Annotated in this window: 15 protein-coding genes; 4 read left to right on the top strand and 11 right to left on the bottom strand. The window is 42.7% G+C overall.

Annotated elements, in window-relative coordinates; all coding sequences use genetic code 11:
• Nucleotides 1-25: 25 nt before the first annotated feature.
• Nucleotides 26-1,297, top strand: a complete 1,272-nt coding sequence (locus Q0Q74_RS02850; RefSeq protein WP_294428319.1) for an extracellular solute-binding protein — start codon at nt 26-28, stop codon at nt 1,295-1,297.
• 157 nt (nt 1,298-1,454) lie between these two features.
• Here Q0Q74_RS02850 and Q0Q74_RS02845 read toward each other — a convergent pair whose 3' ends face one another.
• The 6 genes from Q0Q74_RS02845 to Q0Q74_RS02820 all read right to left on the bottom strand — a co-directional run bounded on the left by Q0Q74_RS02845 (nt 1,455) and on the right by Q0Q74_RS02820 (nt 12,107).
• On the bottom strand, nt 1,455-3,542 hold the full coding sequence (locus Q0Q74_RS02845; protein ID WP_294428317.1) for a methyl-accepting chemotaxis protein: 2,088 nt from the start codon (nt 3,540-3,542) through the stop codon (nt 1,455-1,457).
• A gap of 315 nt (nt 3,543-3,857) precedes the next feature.
• The gene (gene gdhA / locus Q0Q74_RS02840) at nt 3,858-5,228 is read right to left on the bottom strand and encodes an NADP-specific glutamate dehydrogenase (RefSeq protein ID WP_294428315.1); all 1,371 of its coding nucleotides are present in this window, start codon (nt 5,226-5,228) and stop codon (nt 3,858-3,860) included.
• Between the two features lie 183 nt (nt 5,229-5,411).
• Complete coding sequence (locus Q0Q74_RS02835; RefSeq protein WP_294428314.1) at nt 5,412-6,155, bottom strand: two-component system response regulator; 744 nt, start codon at nt 6,153-6,155, stop codon at nt 5,412-5,414.
• Between the two features lie 12 nt (nt 6,156-6,167).
• Complete coding sequence (locus Q0Q74_RS02830; protein WP_294428313.1) at nt 6,168-9,647, bottom strand: ATP-binding protein; 3,480 nt, start codon at nt 9,645-9,647, stop codon at nt 6,168-6,170.
• Nucleotides 9,644-11,014, bottom strand: coding sequence for a sensor domain-containing diguanylate cyclase (locus tag Q0Q74_RS02825; RefSeq protein WP_294428312.1), 1,371 nt, complete (start codon nt 11,012-11,014; stop codon nt 9,644-9,646). Before Q0Q74_RS02825 ends, Q0Q74_RS02830 begins: the two co-directional genes overlap by 4 nt.
• A 91-nt stretch (nt 11,015-11,105) precedes the next feature.
• Nucleotides 11,106-12,107 carry a DNA methyltransferase gene (locus tag Q0Q74_RS02820; RefSeq protein WP_294428310.1) on the bottom strand — a complete coding sequence of 334 codons (1,002 nt, stop codon included), beginning with the start codon at nt 12,105-12,107 and terminating at the stop codon, nt 11,106-11,108.
• 70 nt (nt 12,108-12,177) lie between these two features.
• On the opposite strand from Q0Q74_RS02820, the gene Q0Q74_RS02815 reads away from it, so the two are divergent.
• Complete coding sequence (locus Q0Q74_RS02815; protein WP_294428308.1) at nt 12,178-13,323, top strand: SLC13 family permease; 1,146 nt, start codon at nt 12,178-12,180, stop codon at nt 13,321-13,323.
• A 3-nt stretch (nt 13,324-13,326) separates the two neighbouring features.
• Here Q0Q74_RS02815 and Q0Q74_RS02810 read toward each other — a convergent pair whose 3' ends face one another.
• Both Q0Q74_RS02810 and Q0Q74_RS02805 read right to left on the bottom strand, forming a co-directional pair.
• Nucleotides 13,327-13,959, bottom strand: a complete 633-nt coding sequence (locus tag Q0Q74_RS02810; protein ID WP_294428306.1) for an RpiB/LacA/LacB family sugar-phosphate isomerase — start codon at nt 13,957-13,959, stop codon at nt 13,327-13,329.
• Between the two features lie 132 nt (nt 13,960-14,091).
• Nucleotides 14,092-14,214, bottom strand: a complete 123-nt coding sequence (locus Q0Q74_RS02805; RefSeq protein WP_294428304.1) for a hypothetical protein — start codon at nt 14,212-14,214, stop codon at nt 14,092-14,094.
• Nucleotides 14,215-14,223: 9 nt separating this feature from the next.
• On the opposite strand from Q0Q74_RS02805, the gene Q0Q74_RS02800 reads away from it, so the two are divergent.
• On the top strand, nt 14,224-15,396 hold the full coding sequence (locus tag Q0Q74_RS02800) for a glutamine synthetase family protein (RefSeq protein ID WP_294428302.1): 1,173 nt from the start codon (nt 14,224-14,226) through the stop codon (nt 15,394-15,396).
• Between the two features lie 42 nt (nt 15,397-15,438).
• Nucleotides 15,439-16,005, top strand: coding sequence for an ANTAR domain-containing response regulator (locus Q0Q74_RS02795; RefSeq protein ID WP_294428300.1), 567 nt, complete (start codon nt 15,439-15,441; stop codon nt 16,003-16,005).
• 5 nt (nt 16,006-16,010) lie between these two features.
• Here the strand turns inward: Q0Q74_RS02795 and Q0Q74_RS02790 are convergent, their stop codons facing one another.
• The 3 genes from Q0Q74_RS02790 to Q0Q74_RS02780 form a co-directional block, all read right to left on the bottom strand.
• Nucleotides 16,011-16,862, bottom strand: a complete 852-nt coding sequence (locus Q0Q74_RS02790) for a phosphatase PAP2 family protein (protein WP_294428298.1) — start codon at nt 16,860-16,862, stop codon at nt 16,011-16,013.
• Nucleotides 16,863-16,865: 3 nt separating this feature from the next.
• Entirely contained in the window at nt 16,866-18,749 is a 1,884-nt protein-coding gene (locus Q0Q74_RS02785; RefSeq protein WP_294428295.1) for an SPOR domain-containing protein, read from the bottom strand.
• An 88-nt stretch (nt 18,750-18,837) separates the two neighbouring features.
• Complete coding sequence (locus Q0Q74_RS02780; RefSeq protein ID WP_294428294.1) at nt 18,838-20,193, bottom strand: glycoside hydrolase family 28 protein; 1,356 nt, start codon at nt 20,191-20,193, stop codon at nt 18,838-18,840.
• Nucleotides 20,194-20,239 lie beyond the last annotated feature (46 nt).

The raw sequence follows: 20,239 nt of genomic DNA, 5'->3' as shown, positions 1-20,239 counted from the left end.
GGCTATTGTGTATAAGGAAGTTTCCATGAACACAAACAAAATAAACTGCGTCAAAAAGATTGCATTAACTCTCACCTTTTCATTTTCCGCCATGCTTTTCGCTTCATGCTTTTCGAATGCTGACGGAAAACATTATTGCACTTCAAATCCGAACGCAAGCCTCACGCTCGCTCTCAGGGCTGGAACATATTCAGATGTCATAAAAAACTGCCTGCCTAACTTCGAAAAAGAATTTAATGTGCGGTGCGATGTCATTGATTTTAGTGAAAGCGGTCTGCATGACAGTATCGCAAAAGATACCGAAGGTTCATACGACTTGTGTATGGTTGACGGTTCGTGGATGGCAGAATACACTGCAAAAGGCATCCTCGCAAATTTAAGTGAATTGGGCTACGACCTTGATTCAGACATTATCCCGGCCACAAAAACAATTTGTTACCACGACGGAAGCGTTTATCTCGCACCATATTACGGCAATGTTACAGTTCTTCTATATAACAGGCTCATGGTCAAGGAAGCAGGTTTTTCTCCAGAAAATATTGATTCCCTTGAAGATATTTTGCAAATATGCAGATTTCAGAAAAAGCGTCACAATCTCGGTTTTATGTTCCGCGGTGACACAGCAAACAATATCGTAGTTGATTTCCTGCCAATTTTGCTTTCCAGAGGAACTTATGTTGTTGATGAAAACAATAATCCAACGGTGAATACACTGGAATTCTGTGAGGCAATGTATTTTTACCTGAGTCTTCTGAAAACCGGACGGGCAGCCAAAAAGGATGATTTAATTGCGGCAATCGCAAACAAGTCAGCCGCTGTTGGAATCGGATGGCCAGGCTGGTACACGCCGACACGCAATTCATCAATGGATTACATCGCGCTTTCTGGAAAATACCGAAGTGACCGAGGTGCATACAACTCAAATATTTACGGCATTTGGACAATCGGCATTCCAGAAAACAGCAATAATAAAGAATATGCTGTCAAACTGTTAAAATTCCTCATGGACAGAGATGTTCAAAAATCAACCGTTGCTTATGGTGGAGTTCCATGCCGCTACTCAAGCCTGAATGACCCGGAAATTCTCTCAAAATTCCCACAATATGAAGCCGTCCGAAAGGCTCTCGAAGGCGGAGTTTACAGACCGGTAATGGAAGAATGGAGTCAGTTCTACACGATTTTAGGCCGCGAAATGAAATTGATAATCAATGGGGAAAAATCCGTACAATCAGGCCTCAATTGTGCCCAAATTGAACTCGAAAAAATGATGGCAGAATCAAAAGCCCAAAAGAAATAAAAAAGACTGAAAAGCTAGGGAAGTGCTGATTAACACTTATCGCGATTACTCAGCACTTCCTGTCAAATTGCCGCAAGAAGTTTTCTTTATGATTTGCGTCTCTTGCTTTGTTACGCTTTCATAATTGCTAACTCCTCACTGCTAATTGCTAACTTATTTATACCTGGAACTGATCAATTTGTGCGCCAATCTGGTTGATTGAATCACCTACTTTGCTTGAAATCTCTGACAGGATTGCGCTTGTTTGGTTCATCTCTTTGGCTCCGACTGACATTTCGGTCATGCCGTCTTTGATGACCTGAGTTGCATCCTGAAGGTTATGGATTTCATTAAGAATCGTCTTGTTTCCTTCTGCCATTTCACGCGATGCCGTTTTGACTTCGCTCGTACTGTCGTTCATGACTTTGAGAGCATCAACAATCTGCCTTGAACCTTCCTGCTGTTCTTCCATTGCTGCCTTAATCTGCTGAACAAGCATGTCCGTCTGCTGAATCTTTTCACTTACGCCCGCAAAACTTTCTGAACTGTCACGGCTCGTAATAACGACTGAGTTGATTGCCTCATTGATTTTACGCAATTCTTCACCGATTTTCTTTGATTCGGCAGCCGAAGTCTCTGAAAGCTTTCGGATTTCATCTGCGACAACCGAGAAACCTTTGCCCGCTTCACCCGCATGAGCCGCCTCGATTGCGGCATTCATTGCAAGAAGATTTGTCTGGCTTGCGACTGCAGATATTGCCTTGTTCGCATCCTGCAGAGTAGTTGCCTGTTCTGCAATCTGTGTGACCTGTTCACTCAAAACCTTCTGATGCTGAATTCCTTCGTTGGCATTAGCTTCAAGTGAACTGAACGAATTTGCCATTTTATCGACGCTGCTGTTGACCGAAGCGATGTTACCAAGCATCTCCTCAACGGCAGCACTAGCCTGAGAAACACCGTTTGACTGAGAATCAATCATTCGCTCCAGACTGTTGATGTTCTCTGCGATTTCGGCGACTGCAGCAGAAGTCTGAGTGACTGATTCTGCCTGCTGCCCTACCTGACCGCCTACACTGTCGATATTTGAAAGAATCTGCGTGATTGAGCTTGCCGCACTGTCAATGCTTTCCTGCAAGTCAATTTTGATTACACCGAGATTGTCTTTTGAATTCTTAACATCAGTTACGATGTCCTGCAATTTTGCCATGAATTTATTGAATCCACCGACCAGATGACCAACTTCATCCTTGCTCGAAACAGAAAGCCGCTGCGTGAGATTAGCGTTTCCTTCAGCAATTCCGTTGACCGCAACATCAACCTGATGAATAGGCTTAGCCAAAGTTCTGGCAATAAAAATCATGATTATAAATGCGCCCGCAAGACAGGCAACCGCAATGAGAATCGTAAAGAACAAATTTGCCATGATTTCCTGAATAAGCTCACTGTCGAGGCCCGTACTTACAAAAAGCCAGCCAGTTTCTTTTGGAAGCGCGCAACCAATCAGATAATTGCCGTTGCCTGATTCAAGATTGACATAACCTTCCTTGGTATTGACAGCAGTTGAAAGATTTTCAAAACCGTGCTCTGTAAAGAAGTTATTGGTCAAGACTCTTTTTTTGTCGCTGTGAGTGATATAAAGGCCATTTTTGTCGAGAAGATAAGAAGCACCTGAATCAGAAAGAGAGAAATCTTCGACAAGCCCCATAAGCTCGTTCATCGTGATGTCAGCACCGACACAACCGATAAATCTTCCGTCTTTATAGACAGCCTTTGAAAGAGTTGCAACCAAATCACCTGTCACAGTATCAATATACGGATCCGTCATGACGATTGAATGAGAAGAATCAGCTTTTGCGTTGATGAACCAACCTCGCGTTGTCTGATCCCACTCTGCCGGCGGAATATAGTGAATGTCAAAAGCAACCAAGCCGCCATTTTTGTACGGAACATCACTCGTAAAATATAGAAGAGAAACAGCTGATTCGCTGCCTTTTACGGTTTGCTCCATCCAATCTTCAAGGGCAACTTTGTCGATATCGTCAGTTGATTTTACATAGCCTTCAACAGCATTGAGAAGTGTTTTGGGCGCCGCAAGAAACTGCTCGACTTCAGCATTTACGATTCGCATCATGTAACCTGCTGATTCAGCAAGATTACGCTCCTGGGTTTTGATTTGTTTTGTAAGGATTGTGATCGAAACAAAAGCAAGCGATGCAATAAGCATGGCCGATGTAGAAAGAATCAATTTGAATTTAATGCTTCGCATAAAGGGGGCTCCTATAAAAAGTCAAAATGACTATGATATTATCCTTTAATTATGCCACCCTTTTACAAATTCGCAAATTTTCTTCCATATAAAAAGAAAACGCCCGCCTCCAATCAGAAGCGAGCGTTCATAAAATTAGCTTAAAGCATTGGGCTTTGTCTTGCTCGGATTATACCAATCCCTGAGCCAACGCCTTCGCAGCATAGCTGCTCGGAGACTCGCCTATAAACTCACCTCGTGAGTTTATTCGCCTGACGGCGACCGGCTCCCTACATAGCACTTGCTACTTTCAGAGTCGGCATTTTCTTGCTCGGATTATACCAATCCCTGTGCCATCATCGCGCGGGCAACTTTGAGGAAGCCGTAGATGTTTGCGCCTGAAACGTAGTCGATTGTTGCGCTTGGAGCGTATTTTTTAGCTGTTTCATATGCGTTGTCGTGGATGTTTGTCATAATCTGCTTGAGTTTTGCATCAACCTCTTCGCGAGTCCATGAGAGGCGCTCTGAGTTCTGAGACATTTCAAGGCCAGAAACTGCTACACCACCAGCGTTTGAAGCTTTTCCTGGAGCAAAGAGAACGCCCTTTGACTGCAAGAATGCGATTGCGTCTGCACGAGTTGGCATGTTTGCACCCTCTGCAACGAGTTTTACGCCGTTAGCAACGAGTTTTTCTGCATCTTCCATGTAGATTTCGTCCTGAGTTGCACATGGGAATGCACAGTCAGCTTTAACTCCCCATGGTTTTTCGCCCTTGAAGAATTTTGCTTTTGGATATTTTTTAACGTAAGCGTCAATCTTTTCGCGGCGAGCGCGGAATTCCATAACGTAAGCAAGCTTCTCAGCGTCGATTCCGTCTTCATCGAGGATGTAACCTGTTGAGTCAGACAATGTGATGACCTTTCCGCCCAACTGAGTAACTTTCTGACAAGCGTACTGAGCAACGTTTCCGTCACCAGAGATGATTGCTGTCTTGCCCTTGAAGTCTGTTCCGGCAGCTTTGAGCATGCACTCTGCGAAGTAGATAAGACCGTAACCTGTAGCCTCCGGACGAATCAAAGAACCGCCGAAGTCCAAGCCTTTACCAGTCAAAACGCCAGTGAACTGGTTTGTGATTCTTTTGTACTGACCGAACATGTAAGCAACTTCTTTTCCGCCTACACCTTTGTCGCCAGCTGGAACATCTGTATCAGCACCAATGTGTCGGTAAAGCTCAGTGATGAAGCTCTGGCAGAAGCGCATGATTTCGCCGTCTGATTTTCCGTGACCGTCGAAGTCAGAACCACCTTTGCCGCCACCCATCGGGAGAGTTGTCAAAGAGTTTTTGAGAACCTGCTCGAATCCCAAGAATTTAAGAACGTCAAGACCAACCTCTGGAGAGAAGCGGAGACCTCCTTTGTAAGGTCCGATTGCAGAGTTGAACTGAACGCGGAAACCACGATTTACGTGAGGTTTGCCCTGGTCGTCTGTCCAAGGTACACGGAACATAATGATGCGCTCTGGCTCAACGAAGCGCTCAAGAACAGCTGTGTTCTCAAGCTCAGGCATTGTGTCAACAACTGGTGAAAGAGTCTCAAGTACGAGACCTGCTGCCTGCAAGAAGTGCTCCTGATCAGCATAACGAGTTTTGAGCTCGTCCCAAACGCGCTTACAATAAGCGTTCTTAACGTTAAATTCTTTGATTGCCATTTTTTTCTCCTATTCGTGGCGTTATTTTTTGCTTCTTAAAGAAACAAAAAAAGGCGTCATAAACAAACTGCCACAGCGAATCCATTTGGACGCACCTATAGCGGTTTATTTACGACGCCTTTGTCTTACGGTTACTATATACAAAAACAAAAATTGTGTCTATAGATTTTTGAAAATTACCTTTTATTGCATAAAAACAATTCTATTCTTGAAGAAATCAATTACTGCCTGACGGATTTCTTCGGGAGTGCGGCTTTTCAAAATATAACCTTCCGGCTTCAAATGCATGACATTCATGATGCTTTCCCTGTCGTTTTGTGCAGTCAAAAACATTACAGGAAGATAAGCCAAATTTTCGGTATCACGAATCTTTTTTAAAACAAGAGGACCGTCCATCACAGGCATTTTATAATCAAGAAGAACAAGGTCTGTCGGGTGCATATCGAGGAACTGAAGAGCGGTCTGACCCGAATTTACAAGCGAAACATCAAAATCTTTACCGAGCCAGGTTTTAATATTTCGGAGCATTATCGGTTCGTCATCAACAACGAGAATCCGCTTTCTTTCAACATCATTTTTTTCCATTAAATCTAAAAGAAGGGAAATATCAAGTGAATAGGTCGGAAAACGGATTGAAGGCAGTTTATCATAAAGTTCCTGCTCGTCGATTGACATTTGCATTGAGCCGACCGTATATATGTTCAGATTTCCATCTTTCTGAATTTTGCTTAGTTTTCGAATAACATCAAAATCCATACCTTCAGAAAGACACAGAACAAGATGCACAGGAACATTACATATAAAATTCAGATATTCAGGTTCCGGGTAAATCACATGAACTTCACATTCTGTTGCCTTGAGTTCATTCATCAGGCTTTTTACAACCAAGCGGGAATCATCGCCAACAACATACATTTCTTTTATCATAGTTCTCCCTCTTTACTCTGCCGCAAGTCTTGAAACTTCGATAAAATCAACATTTTCCACGGCTGTACGGATTTTATCAAATTTTTCAGCAAATGTCTGTGGAATTGAGACTTTTGAAAGCTGAGCCATCAAATCGTCAAGACCGTCAATATCAAACGAAGCGGCAAAATCTGCTATTTGTTTTAGTTTTTCCGAACATTCTTCTTCGGTAATTTCTGCTTTTTCAGCTTCAGGCAAATCTTCAATCGGAACGACTTCGAGCAATTTCTGCCTGTAACTCAGATACAAATCAATCAAAGGCTGATGCTTTTCATGAATCTGTTCAACCTGCTTTTTATCAGAAAGACTTTCGAGTTCAGCAGCCATTTTTGAAAGTTCCATCGCACCAATCAGACGGGATGTACTTTTAAGTGCATGAACTTTTATACAGTAATTTTTCCAGTCGCCTTCTTCATAGAATTTTTGCAGTTCATTTGCCTTTTCATCAATGCACGCATGATAGCGTTGAACAGTTGACTCAAGCACTTCTGCTGAACCACAATTTGCCAGTGCCGTTTCAACATCAATTTCTTCGATAGTGCGATATTTTTGCACGAATTGATTTTCTGCATCATTTGAGCCGCTTCCAACTTCAGCATTTGAAGAATCATCTTCGGAAACAATCTCAATATATTCAGGAGGAAGATAAAGCCGTATCATGTCTTCGAGTTTTTCTGGATTTACCGGCTTTGAAAGATAGTCCGTAAATCCTTCGTCGAGGTACATCTTTTTGACACCACTAAGCGCATTTGCCGTAAGCACGATACACGGCTTTCCTGCGCTCAAATTTGATTCCATTTTCTGCATTGCGTGGAAGGTTTCAATTCCGTCCATTTCGGGCATTCGATGGTCAATGAAAAGAATGTCGTAACTCTCCTTCTGAACCATTTCGAGTGCTTCTTTACCACTCAATGCCGTATGAATCGTAATTTTTGTATTTTTTAAGAGACCTTTTATAACTTCAAGATTCATCTCCGTGTCATCAACAAAGAGCAGTTTTGCTTTTGGCGCATGGAATTTTTCGCTATAGGCAACAAAACGCGAAGTACTGTTTTTGTATGATTCTCTGATGTCACCAACCTTTTCCCAGTCAACAACAATCTGTTCGAGTTTGAACGAGAAAACCGAGCCTTTTCCGTATTCGCTCTGCACTTCGAGTTTGCTGTCCATCATGCTGAGCGTTCTCATTACAATGCTCATGCCGAGGCCAGTTCCTTCGATAGTCCTGTTCCGGCCTTCTTCAATACGCTCGAACGGAGTAAACAGTTTTTCCATGTCTTCGGGCTTGATACCGGAACCAGTGTCTTCAACGCTCACTTTCAGCAAGATTCTCTTTTCATCGAGTTTTTCATAATCAATGGTGAATGTGACGCTTCCTTCTTTTGTATATTTGACCGCATTCGTCAGAAGATTAAGAATACACTGCTTTATGCGAATGCTGTCACCAAAGAGGGTTTTCGGCAGATTTGAATCAGCTTTGAGTATGAGTTTAAGGCCTTTCTTTTCTGCACGCTCGCTAATCATATTGAGCAAATCGCCGACGACAGTAGAAGTCTCGTACGATTCGGGCAGGATTTCCATTTTGCCCGCTTCAATTTTCGAAAAGTCAAGAATGTCATTTACAATAGAAAGAAGATTTGTTCCAGCAGTCTTGATGTTTGAAGCGTATTCAAGAATACCAGTGTCTTTACACTCGCGAAGAATCATTTCATCCATACCGAGAACTGCGTTAATCGGAGTACGGATTTCATGACTCATGTTCGCAAGGAAGGTACTTTTAGCCTGTGATGCGGCAAAATTCTTTTCGGCTTCAATCTGAAGTTTATCACGCTCTTTTTGAAGCTGTTCACGCGCTTTCTTTTCTTCATCGATGTATTCAACAGCCCAGAGAACATGCCGTAAATTTCCGTAGCTGTCTTTGTCCATCGCAATAAAACGACCACGGCACCACTTACCGCCAACACCAAGAAATTCCTGCGCGATAGTGATTTTTTGCTTCATGCGCTCGTTAATGGTATTCAAATCAACAAACGGAATCAGTGAATCCCAAGAACTTTCGTTGGACAACTGCTTCATTACCGCAGGAAGTTTTTCGGTTACATTGCCGACCACCCTTCCGATTGTCTCACCTATATCACCACGGCTGTGGATTTCCGCAAACGAATCATGTTCAAGGTCAATTTCATGCAAGGAAAGATACATGCTCGCAAGGAATTCACTTTTGCTTTTGCTTTCAGTAAGGGCAACTTCCTTCGCTTCACGCTCTTTTTTCGTCTGTTCCCGAATATAGTCAATATATTCCTTCATTTGAGCCGTCATCTTTCGAATATTATCAACAAGAAGACCAAGTTCATTTTCTGATTTGTAAGGAATATGAATGTTCAACTCACCGCGAGAAAGGCGGTTTGTAGTTTCAGCGATGATATTGATTGGAGTGAGCAGATAACGGTAAGCAAGATACAGAAGAATAAAAGTCAAAAGGGAAATCAGCAAAAAAGCTATCGAAAGTTTTAAGATCAGAGCATTGCGCAAAGCTGTGAGAAATCGCTCCGGGAGCGCAATCACAAGCGACATGCCGTTTTCAAGCTTTTTCATCAGGCCAAAATAAGGTGAAGGCCCCCATTGAAATTCCTGCACTCCGCCGAGAATTGCCCCGTCTTTTTGGAACTTCTCGAAGATTACGCGGGTATCAGATGAATGCTCAACTGACTTATTTGAAGCATGAACATCATTGTAATGAACAAGATTCTTTTCCTGTCCGATAAGAACAGCCAGTGTATTTTCAAAAGGAAGATTGTTAACGATATCTTTCAAAGTGGCAAGATTTATGTCCATACCTACAACACCAAGAAATTCGTCTCCTCGGTACATAGGAATGATGTACGAAATCATGTGCATGTTGATGTTTTTATTTTCATAGGGAGCCGTCCAGACAGGCTCACCCTTCCAAAGAGGAATATAATACCAGCCAACATGCTCCATATCCGAAGGAGAATATTTTTGCAAGTCAGTGTTTCCGACGCTCATGAAGCCAGTTTTTGTATTTCCTTCTATAATTACGCCTCTTGTTCCGCCGAAGCGTTCAAAATTCATTCTAAAGTAAGCACAAACCGCACCTTTCGTGAGCCGTGCAAGAGAATCAAGCTCTTCGGTCAAAGCCTGCATGTACTTTTCTTCATATTTTGGGTCTGTCAGAATCCGCTCTTCATCGATTGTGCGCAAGATGTAATTCTGAGCATTGATTACGGAATTTTCGATTGATGTGAAGCAGGAATCAAGCTCAAGGGCCTTTTTATCAGCGGTAAGCCCCAAAGCCTTGGTGAAATTGAGTTTTATAAGATGTGACTGATTCTTTAGGAGAATGCTTGCCGTAAGCACAAAAGCAAACAGTGCAGCGAGAACAATAGAAACAACAGCCTGAAACTTCAGGGAAAGCAATCTCTTTACTTTCATACTCGTACCTTTACACCGTTTCCGCCGTTTTCTTTGACCACATAACACATTTGGACGGCCCGATGATAATTTGTTTTTATGCTCTCCGATAAATCAACCGTGACAATTCCAACAGAAACCGTCACATCCAAACTCTCACTTACAGATTTACAAAATTCATTGAAACGCTTTTCAGCCTCCTGAACATCCGCCTCAAAGAAAGCCACAAATTCGTCACCGCTCCAACGGAACAAAATTCCTTCATCACCGATTGTTTTTTTGGCCCGTTCAACAACCGCAAGAATAATGGCATCGCCCTCGCCACGAGTATCATTGATTACCTTAAACCTGTCAATGTCAAACATGATGAGTGATTTGTAGCGTGTCGTATTGAAAATTCCCAATTCACCGTAAGAATCACGCAGATAATTTCGATTTGGAAGACCAGTAAGAAAATCTTCCGGAAGGGAATTTTTTATGAAATTATGCGGTGCTTTCTTTTTGCGTTTGCAAATTGTAATCAAAAGCAAGGCGAAGAGGAAAAAATAGATTAAAGCAACGAGAATTTCTTTTTTTATGCTTTCTGACTGCAGCGGATATCCCTGAATGACAAGATACCATTCCAAATCCGGCATGTAACGCGTAAATCTGAAACCACCGATGCGTTTTTCGGAATAAACAAAAGAATCAGGACCAGCCTTATCCCCGATTGCCTCAGAAATGAAAGCATTTTCAATATTAGTAGAATCAGTATCAACCTGAACAAGACCTTCATGGTCAACAAGATTGATTTTTAGGCCATATTCAGTTTCATAGCGGAAAATCAAATCCTGAAGCTCATCCATAAACACCCCGATTCCGCAGACACCAAGAAGCTTTCCGTCAGAATCAGTAATACGCGCATTGATGAAAACCGTCCACCTGTAATCATTAACCTGATCGCGGTCAGTATCCAAGGCCAAATCTTTTCCAGAATCAACAAAAAGCTTGTACCAGATGTCATAAGGAGCTTCTTTTGGATCAACGATTTTTGATATTCCTCTCGGCGTGTAATAGCGCTTCGTTTTGTCTGAAATTACAAATGTGGCAATGTAACCAAACTTATTTCTAATAGAAGAAAGATATTCTGTCATCAGTTCGGCAATTTCGCCTTCATCGTATTTTTCTTCATCTTTGAGTGCTTTATAAAGAAAACGGTCTGTCGCCATCGTTCGGGTAATCGTAAAAGGCACCCCAACGCATTTGCTTATAGAATCATAAATGTGACTGGCAATCAGCTGATTTTTTGAAGCATCGTTCTGTGCATTGTAGAAAATAGACGGCCTAAGAATAGAAAAAGTCGTGCCTATAGCAATGAGTAACACCGCCGTAAAAATTTTATGCTTCATTAAAAGTTCCCCTGTGGCAAATTATTTTTAAATAATAATCAATTGTACCACGGAAAAGCCGGAAATCAAAGGAAATATTAAGAAAAAAGACTCAGCATGCATCGGCAGGAGAATTTTTAGGATTTGACTTTTTCTGCTCAGAAAGTGAATTTCTCTCCCAAAAAACACCGTCGCTGTAGCCTTGTATTGATTTGTCAGATTCGGCTCTTGCAAGGCGTTTTTCGGCCCAAAGACAATATTCTTCGTTTTGTTCCACACCCACAAAATGCCGGCCGAGTTTTTTTGCAACAACGCTTGCAGTACCACTCCCCAAAAAAGGGTCAAAAACGACATCGCCTGGTTTGGAACTGGCCAGAATCAGTTTTGCATACAGTTTTTCAGATTTTTGAGTCGGATGGTCGGTGTTTTCTGGCATTGACCAGAAGGGAATTGAAATGTCATCCCAGAAGTTCCCCGGATATGTCAGACGGAAATTGCCCTCTTCACTTTCTTCCCAGTCTTTAGGAACGCCGTCAAGTTTGTACGGTGCGATGACCTTTCGCTTCATTTTGACAGCCTCAACATCAAAATAATAATCATCAGGATTTTTGACAGCAAACCAGATATCTTCCATTGAATTCTTCCAGTTTGATTTTGCGCCCCTGCCCTTCTCTCGTTGCCATGTAATTCGGTTGAGCACGCAAAGTTCCTTTTCGACAGCACGCTGCAATGAAGAAGTGCATTTCCAGTCACCGCAGATGTAAAGCGACCCCGATTTGCTCAATTTTTTGCACACGAGCGGAAACCATGTGGCAAGATACTCATCATAAGATTCTTCTGAACGCGCATTAAACACATTTCCATGAAAATTCTTGGTAAGATTGTACGGCGGATCGATTATGATTAAATCCGCAAACCCGTCCGGCAAAAGCGGAAGTGCCTGTAAGATGTCGGCATTAATTGTCTTGTCAAGGATTTGCCCGATGGGAACGCCCGATTCTGAATCAGCACGAAGCGAAGATAAGCCTTCATAAGTAAGAAGATTTTTTTTAAGCTCAGGAATTTCGGATTCTTCAACTGTGAGCGTTCGATTGCGTGGGGCTTTTTCTTTCATAAAAACGGTTTTCTCCACCTTCAAGTCTAATTATAGTACAAAACGGTGATTTTTTGCTATCATTCAGAATATGCAGAACTTCGCAATTAAAATCAAAGAAATCTTCAAAAAGGAAGTCATGCTTTCAGTTTCACTGCTGGCAGCTGTAATTTCACTTTTCATCACTCCGCCGTCAGCAGCCTTGCTTCATGACATAAACTGGCGCACGCTTGCCACACTGTTCATGCTTCTTACGGTTCTGGAAGGATTCAAGAGCGAGAATATTTTTGAACCGCTTCTTAAAAAGACAGAAAAACTTTCTTCGCTTAAAAATCTTAGCGTCTTTTTTGTTTTCTGCGTGTTTTTTTCATCAATGTTCGTCACAAATGATGTCTCGCTGATTATTTTTGTTCCGCTCACAATCATTCTGTTCAGGGCTTGTAATCAGGAAAAATACATTCTGCCGGTTCTTACTTTTGAAAACATTGCGGCAATCCGCGGCTCGCTTTTGATGCCGTTTGGAAGTCCGCAAAATCTTTTCTTATACGCAAAAAGCGGAATCTCCACCCCTGATTTTATCAAGATGATGCTTCCATTGTGGATTTTTAGCGCTTTTCTTCTATGTATATTCATTTTTATTTTGTTCTGGGGAAAGTCTAAACAGAAAATCACGAATCTTGTCCGCAACGAAACTGTCAGCGGTCATCCGGGTCGCAAAATCATGTATGAACTTCTGTTCGTGCTTGTCGTCGCCTCAATCGTCACCCGCACGGCATATTATCCGGTTGTGCTTGCAATTGTGGCACTCACCGTTCTGATTGGTGACCGAAAAATCCTCATCAAAACGGATTATGTTCTTTTGCTCACTTTTTTGTGCTTTTTCACTTTTTCGTCTTCGATTTGCCGTCACCCCGCGATTTCACAGTTCCTTGCAAAATCTGTCGCCGGGCATGAATATATATGGAGCATTCTGCTCAGTCAGGTGATTTCAAATGTTCCGGCAAGCATTGTATTGTATCCGTTTTCAACGAATCTTCGCGCACTGCTTTATGGTCTCGACAGCGCAGGTCTTTGCTCTCTAATCGGAAGCCTTGCCAGCGTCATAAATTTACGACTGTACGCAAGGGAATATCCAGGAAAGTCTCTCTCTTTCATCAAAACCTTCACCTGGATAAGCCTCGCATTTTTTGCCGTGGTCGTGATTCCACAGCTGCTTTTGATAAATTACTATCTGTAATTATTACATTAACTTCTTGACTGCGGCGGCGATTTTTTCGTCTTTGCAGTCTTTGAAGAACAACTCGCTGAATTTTTCTCCTGCGAATGCGCCTTTTACCAAATCTTTGTCCAATCCTTCAAGAATATCAACGAACGGTTTGAACGCGATTTCACGAACGCCGTCAAGAATCTTTTTGTTGCGCTGCTCTGGTTCAGCTCGTTCGCGAGGATAGCCCTGACCGCTTGGCTCACAGAAAAGCTTTTCAAAGATGTATTCGAGATTCAAATCTCCGCCCCAGCCGAAACCGAGAGCGAATGGAATAGAAATTGCGTTTCCGTCGTTAATTTGAGCGAAAGTGTAAGCATCGAGCGGTGTTGCGACATGACCGCAGATAACGCCAGGGAAACTGTTGAGCGCAAGCATGGCACCTTCACCAGTTCCGCAGCCTGTAATTACATAATCAACTGCCTTTGAATTCAAAAGTGTTGCGGCAAGAATTCCGTTCTGAACATAAGTGAGCGATGGCGAGTCAGCTGAGTACATTCCGTAGTTTACGACTTCAAATCCATGTGCATCAGCGACTTTTTTAAGAGCATTGTAAATAACAGCATTTTTTGCAGCCTGCGAATTTTCATTAATAAGAGCGATTTTCATAAAGATTCTCCTTGAATAGATTCCGCGTTAACGGTATTGATTTTCATGAAATTATAGCAGATGCCGCACAAAATTAATCAACACGGATTTTAGAATAAACTGACATTGAAGAGCTATCGGTATTAGTGTGCGTCACATCACATTCATCATGTTGCAAAAACTCTTCAAATCAGCTAATATAACTCCAACGGCAAAGAGGTCGTAGGTTTTCAGCTGAATCTGTCTTTCGGCAAAAAATCTACGACCTTTTTTCATGGAGAAATTATGTTGTATACAGAAGAAGAAGTTTTGGATTATGTAAAAGAGGAAGATGTTAAATTCGTCCGTCTTGCTTACTTTGATCTTTCAGGCAAACAGAAAAACGCTACGATTATGGCAAGCGAACTTCCACGCGCCTTTGAAAATGGAATCGCATTTGACGCTTCTGCAATACCTGATTTTGAAGAACCGAATAAGGCTGATTTATTCCTCTACCCGGATGCTTCAACTCTCTCCGTGCTGCCGTGGCGACCGAGTGCAGGCAAGGTAATCCGTCTGTTCTGCGACATCAAAAACCCGGACGGCACGCCTTACAAAAAAGATTGCCGTCATCTTCTCAAAACAGCAACTGCAAAAATCAAAGCAGAGTGCGGAGTTGACCTGCAATTCGGTACAGAATTTGAATTCTATCTCTTCAAACTGAACGAAAACGGCGAAGCAACAAAAATACCATTCGACAACGCAGGCTACATGGACATTGCCCCGGAAGACAAAGGTGAAAATATCCGTCGAAACATTTGCTTCACGCTCGAACAAATGGGAATCACGCCGGAAGCAAGCCATCACGAAGAAGGCCCAGGCCAGAACGAAGTTGATTTCCGCTATTCAGACCCGCTCACCGCAGCAGACAATGCCTCAACTTTCAAGTGGATTGTACGCACAAAGGCGGCAGAAAGCGGTCTTTACGCAGATTTTTCTCCAAAACCGATTCAGGAAAAACCTGGCAGCGGAATGCACATCAACATTTCATGCTCTGATAGCAGCAAAAATGAAAATATCCTTGCAGGAATCCTCAAACACATCGAAGAAATAACCTATTACCTCAATCCCACAGAAAATTCATACAACCGACTGGGCGAGGCAAAGGCTCCAAAATACATCTGCTGGGGCAAGGCAAACCGCTCTGCCCTTTTGAGAGTTCCTGTAAGCAAAGAAAAGGCCCGAATTGAAATCCGTTCGTCAGATTCAGGCTGCAACCCGTACATCGCATTCACACTTTTGATTCACGCAGCAATCGACGGAATCAAAAACAACCTGAAACCATGCGAACCAAGCGATTTGAATCTGTTTGACCCGCAGGTTGCAAAAAATAGCGGTTACAAGCCTATTCCAGACACACTGGATGAGGCAAAATACATTGCGGAGAAAAGCGAATTCATCGGGGAGATTTTGGGCTAAACCGTCATTGCTTCCACAGGCAACGGCGCCGACGATAGAACTATGACATCTGACACATATTCTGTCCTTGTTGTGACAAAAGACACAAAGATTTCTTCTCTAGTAAGTGCAATGCTGATTCCGCCGGTGTTTGAGCTTTCACAGTGCTCCGACTTCAATGAAGCTAGGCGAAAATGCGGCGAGATGAATTTCAATATTATTCTGGTAGATTTTGCCGACGGTGAAGGCACGGATTTCGCGATTGATATTTCGGACAGTCTTTCAACAATCCTGCTTCTCGCACCCGCGCAGCATTTTGATCAAATCAGCTACAAAGTCGAGCCTTACGGAATCCTTACGCTCACAAGTCCGTTCGATCAGTTCTATTTTTACAACATGATTAAAGTCGCAATCGCCGTACAATATAAAGTGCAGGTTCTTTCGAGCAAGGCCACTCAGCTCAAACAAAAGATGGAAGAAATCAGGCTTGTAAACAGGGCAAAAATGCTCTTGATGCAGAATAAATCAATGACAGAGCAGGAAGCCCACCGCTACATCGAAAAAGAAGCGATGGACACAGGCTCAAAAAAGACCGCCGTCGCAGAAATTATAATCAAGACATTAAGCTAAAAGGTTTAAAAGTTGACGGCGATGCTCACGCCGTTTGGAAGGATGCTCACATTCAAATCATCATGTGCGGCATTGAAGGTATGAAGCCACGGGACCAGAAAACCTACAGAAGTTCCAATAACAGCACCAGTGAGAACATCGGTCAAAAAATGATTTCCGCTCGAAAGACGAAGGGCTGCAACACCGCCCGCCATTGAATAAGTTCCCGCCACCAGAGGGATTTTCCATGCAGAATCAGGGAAATATTTACAGAAAGTATAGCTTGCAAAAGTCGCTCCCGCAAACGCCATTGTCGAATGTCCTGAAGGAAAGGAATTCGCCCAGTCACCGTCATCAACATCGTCTTCAGGGAAAGTATCTGCGTCGTAATACATGTACGGCCTTGTGCGGTTCACTGCAAGCTTAGTCAATTCCTTGATTCCGTTTGCAATTAAAAGCGTCTCAGAGTACATCACGAAGCAAGTGAGCCACTCTTCTTTTTCAGTCGCCGCAAGCACGCACGGACTAGCCATGCCGGCAACAAGAAGCAAATCAGCGGCACGGTCACGCGATTTTGAATACGAGTGCATGAAAATCCTGTCCAGAGAATTTACATCGTCTTTATCATAAAGCCTTCCATCGTATTTTTGACGGTTAACTTCAAGAACATTATCCAGAATCAAATCCGAACCTGAAAGCGCAACTCCCGCACCAAGCAAAAGCCCGTCTTTAACAGGATTCAGTGCGAAAACCTTTCCGCTTCCCCAAAAATTGAAGGCCTGTTCCGAAGACTTTTCCTCAGCACTAAGAGGAAAAATCAGCAGAATCATAAGGAAAAGCGAAAAGAACCTTGCGGCAACAGAAAAACGCAGTTTCATGGCTTATTTTGCATCAATCACTTCAGTTGAATTTGAAGGCATTTTTGTTCCTTCATACCAGACTTTCAAATCTGAACCGAAATTTGCCAGATCACTTTCTGTAAAGGCATTGTTCGGAGCCGTATCAATAGCGATTACATAAGATTTTGTCGAGAAAGAGATTTCACGCTGCTTTGAGTTCAAAAGATACCATCCTTCCGCACTTTTCACAGGAATAGAGTGATTTGAACCAGAAACTTCGGCACTAATCTTTGCCTCTACGAAATGCTTATGAATGTTCTTCGCATTGAAATCATAGTCCAAATCATAGAATCCGAGACAGAGAAGCAAATTTTTTTCATTGAAGTAAGTTTTTGCGAGCGAATGACCAACAATCGGCAGTGCCCATGCAACATTTCCTCGTTCAGAAGCATACGAAGAATCTACTTTTTTAAGATTGAAGCAGATGAAATTGCGCGAATTGTCAGAATTCTGGTCAGGAAGAACGAAGAAAGTTCGTCTGAGCTGAGGATAAAGCACCAGAGAAGTGTCATTGAACGAATCAATAAGGAAGCTGATGAATTCTTCTTTTGTAAAATCCTTTGATTTAATCCGGATGAAGACCTTTTCTGCCTGATTTTCACCGAAAAGCACCAGCTCACCAGCATTTTCATAAAGCGTGCAGTCGAAAACGCCATTTTTTGCATCAAACTGCATTGTCTCAACATCACCGACAGCATCGTCAGCAGGGAAATTTTCTGCATTCACGAGCAACAGAGAAACTTCCTTTCTGAACAGCTCATCACGGAATGTACCGAAGATGGCAGAATGAACGCTCTCTTCATCTTCAACCAGCGCAAGAACCTTGTGAGGCAGTTCCGGCTTAGTAGCACTGGCACGATAATTGTCATAATCGAGAATCGTGATTTCCTGAATCGGGAAATTGCTGTTGGCAGGGAAATGATTTACGAGTTTTTCAATTGATTCAGAGGCTGATTTTGGGAAATCAATGCGTCCGTTGTCAAAAAGAACTGTCTCGTTTGCGATAATCTCATCGTATTTTTTGACTTTTTCTTCAATCTCAAGGAAATTAGAAACACTCGTATCAAGGATTCCGGCTTCATCGAATTTAGCTTTCAGTTCTTCAGCCTCTTCTTTAGTGGCAAACGCTCCAGCATGAATGTTGAACGCAAAGAATGAATTGTCGTCAAAAGTGTTGAGCATATAAGCATTGAATCCGAGTTCTTTGAGACGGTCACAGTCATTTTCTGCGAACTGAGAATATTTGTATGAGCGGACGAGAATTGAATAAGGAGTTGCTTCAGAAAGAACAGAAGTTTCGTTTTTATCAAGAGCCTGTGGTTCTTCAATGATTAGAGGAGGCTCCGGCTCTGGTTCCGGCTCAGGAACAGGAATTTCATTTTTTACAGACGGTTCTGTGATTGGCAACGGCTCTGGCTCCGGTTCAGGCAAAGGCTCAGGAAGTGGTTCCGGCTTTGGGGCTTCGACTTTTTTTGGAGCTGGCTTCGGTTTTTCGACCTTTTTCGGCTCAGGCTTAGGTTCAGTTTTAGGTGCAAGATTTTTATCACCCTTACATACCCAAAATCCTTTCATTCCAAGCTCACGGACGAACGAATAATTTTTTACTTCATCCCGATAACGGCGTGCATCTTCGATTTTTTTGAATTCTTTCGCAAGAAGAACACGATAGTAGCTTTCATTTTTAACTTTGCTCTCATTGATGAACGAAGAAACGCTCTGAGTCTCAAGTTTATGAACCATGGTCTGTGCATTTTTCAGACTTTTGTAAGAAGCTACACAAACATGATAACCTTCTGCAAAAACTGAGCCAAGAACAAGAAGATTCAAAGCAAAGATTATGAATAAAGATTTTAGATTTTTTTTCATTAATGCCCCCATAACTCTAACTGTCACGCGCGGAAGTCGCACTAGAAAAAACCGACAGTTAGAGCCTGTAGACATTATCGGCAGATTTTTACTCGTAGATGAATGTTTCTTTTGGACCTTCAATCACTACATTCTCGAATTTTGCGCCGGGTGCATTTCGTACACGGAAACTTTTGACGCTCACTTCAGGAAGGCCGTAGAACATATCGCTTTCCATCGGAGACCGTTCAGAAGTTTCATCAGTGGTGAAATTACAGTCACGGATTTCAAGATTCTCGATTGGCATTTCCGGCAAGCCTACGATGAAGCCCGCACTAGCCTTGCAGTTTTTGCCCGAACAGCCGAGGATTTTGACATCGTGGATTCGCGGTGTTTCGCTTGTAACAGGCTGCTTATCCAAAGAAAAGAGAGGTGAATTAATGTCGTTCACGCCACATTTATAGTACATATTCATCGCAATCGGGCAGAGAGTGTCGTTCATCACGAGATTTTTAAGTTCGATATCATACAAATCACCGCCACGACCGCGACGGCTCTTGATTCTGATTCCACGGTCAGTGCCGCTCAAATCACAGTTTTCGGCTTTGACATGCTGAATTCCAGCCGCAGTCTCTGAACCGAAGACGATTCCGCCATGCGCAAAACGGACAGTGCAATCTTTGATTGTAACATTTGCGGTCGGCTTGTTTACGCGGATTCCGTCAGCACCAGAACCTGATTTGAGACAGATTCCGTCATCACCGACAGCGACATGACAGTTAAGGATGTTTACATTAGTACATGAATCAACATCGATTCCGTCAGTGTTAGGTGCAGTATAAGGATTTTCAATAGTAATGTTCTGAATCGTCAAATCATCGGTATAAAGCGGATGAACGGTCCAGAAAGGCGAATTTTTAAGCTGAACGCCCTCAAGCACTGCATGCTTACAATGAACAAATTCAACCAGGCAAGGACGCAAGAACTGAATTCCACGGCCGCCGCCGCCACCAGGCTGATTTTCATATCCCGGATTCAGTTTAGCGAGCGCAAGTTCATAAGAAGCAATTGGCTTTGACTGACCGGCAACCTTCTTTGCCTTTACGATTCCCCACCAGTCGCTTCCGTTACCATTTATTGTACCGTTTCCAGTGATTTTAACATTCTCGCAATTTGCCGCACGGACAAGAGAATGCATTGCATAACATTCAACGCCTTCCCAGCGGGTAAATGCAGGAGGATAAGCATTAGGATCAGTGATAAAAGTAAGTTCCGCACCTTCCTTAATTTCGAGAGTTGAATTGTCAACTAAATCAATCGGGCCTGTAAGCCAATTTCCAGAGCCAATGACAAGCTTTCCGCCGCCGTTTTTAGCAAGTTCGTCAAACGCAGCCTTAAAAGCAGCCGTGTTGTCAAAAATGCCGTCACTTTTTCCGCCGAAATCTCTGATATTAATCTCCAACATACTTTTCCTCATTAAACTTTTGTTGTTGTAATTGTACAGAGGAATT

Source organism: uncultured Treponema sp. (assembly GCF_946187725.1).
Taxonomy (GTDB): Bacteria; Spirochaetota; Spirochaetia; order Treponematales; family Treponemataceae; genus Treponema_D.
Note: the sequence above shows the minus strand (reverse complement) of the source record. Positions and strands in the feature narration are given on the sequence as shown.

Bases quoted from the DNA above. Each gene is read 5' to 3' on its own strand.
- Q0Q74_RS02850 (WP_294428319.1), top strand. From the start codon at position 26: ATGAACACAAACAAAATAAACTGCGTCAAAAAGATTGCATTAACTCTC.
- Q0Q74_RS02790 (WP_294428298.1), bottom strand. From the start codon at position 16,862: ATGAAACTGCGTTTTTCTGTTGCCGCAAGGTTCTTTTCGCTTTTCCTT.
- Q0Q74_RS02785 (WP_294428295.1), bottom strand. From the start codon at position 18,749: ATGAAAAAAAATCTAAAATCTTTATTCATAATCTTTGCTTTGAATCTT.
- Q0Q74_RS02820 (WP_294428310.1), bottom strand. From the start codon at position 12,107: ATGAAAGAAAAAGCCCCACGCAATCGAACGCTCACAGTTGAAGAATCC.
- gdhA (WP_294428315.1), bottom strand. From the start codon at position 5,228: ATGGCAATCAAAGAATTTAACGTTAAGAACGCTTATTGTAAGCGCGTT.
- Q0Q74_RS02845 (WP_294428317.1), bottom strand. From the start codon at position 3,542: ATGCGAAGCATTAAATTCAAATTGATTCTTTCTACATCGGCCATGCTT.
- Q0Q74_RS02800 (WP_294428302.1), top strand. From the start codon at position 14,224: ATGTTGTATACAGAAGAAGAAGTTTTGGATTATGTAAAAGAGGAAGAT.
- Q0Q74_RS02830 (WP_294428313.1), bottom strand. From the start codon at position 9,647: ATGAAAGTAAAGAGATTGCTTTCCCTGAAGTTTCAGGCTGTTGTTTCT.
- Q0Q74_RS02780 (WP_294428294.1), bottom strand. From the start codon at position 20,193: ATGTTGGAGATTAATATCAGAGATTTCGGCGGAAAAAGTGACGGCATT.
- Q0Q74_RS02795 (WP_294428300.1), top strand. From the start codon at position 15,439: ATGACATCTGACACATATTCTGTCCTTGTTGTGACAAAAGACACAAAG.
- Q0Q74_RS02810 (WP_294428306.1), bottom strand. From the start codon at position 13,959: ATGAAAATCGCTCTTATTAATGAAAATTCGCAGGCTGCAAAAAATGCT.
- Q0Q74_RS02835 (WP_294428314.1), bottom strand. From the start codon at position 6,155: ATGATAAAAGAAATGTATGTTGTTGGCGATGATTCCCGCTTGGTTGTA.
- Q0Q74_RS02805 (WP_294428304.1), bottom strand. From the start codon at position 14,214: ATGAAAAAAGGTCGTAGATTTTTTGCCGAAAGACAGATTCAGCTGAAA.
- Q0Q74_RS02825 (WP_294428312.1), bottom strand. From the start codon at position 11,014: ATGAAGCATAAAATTTTTACGGCGGTGTTACTCATTGCTATAGGCACG.
- Q0Q74_RS02815 (WP_294428308.1), top strand. From the start codon at position 12,178: ATGCAGAACTTCGCAATTAAAATCAAAGAAATCTTCAAAAAGGAAGTC.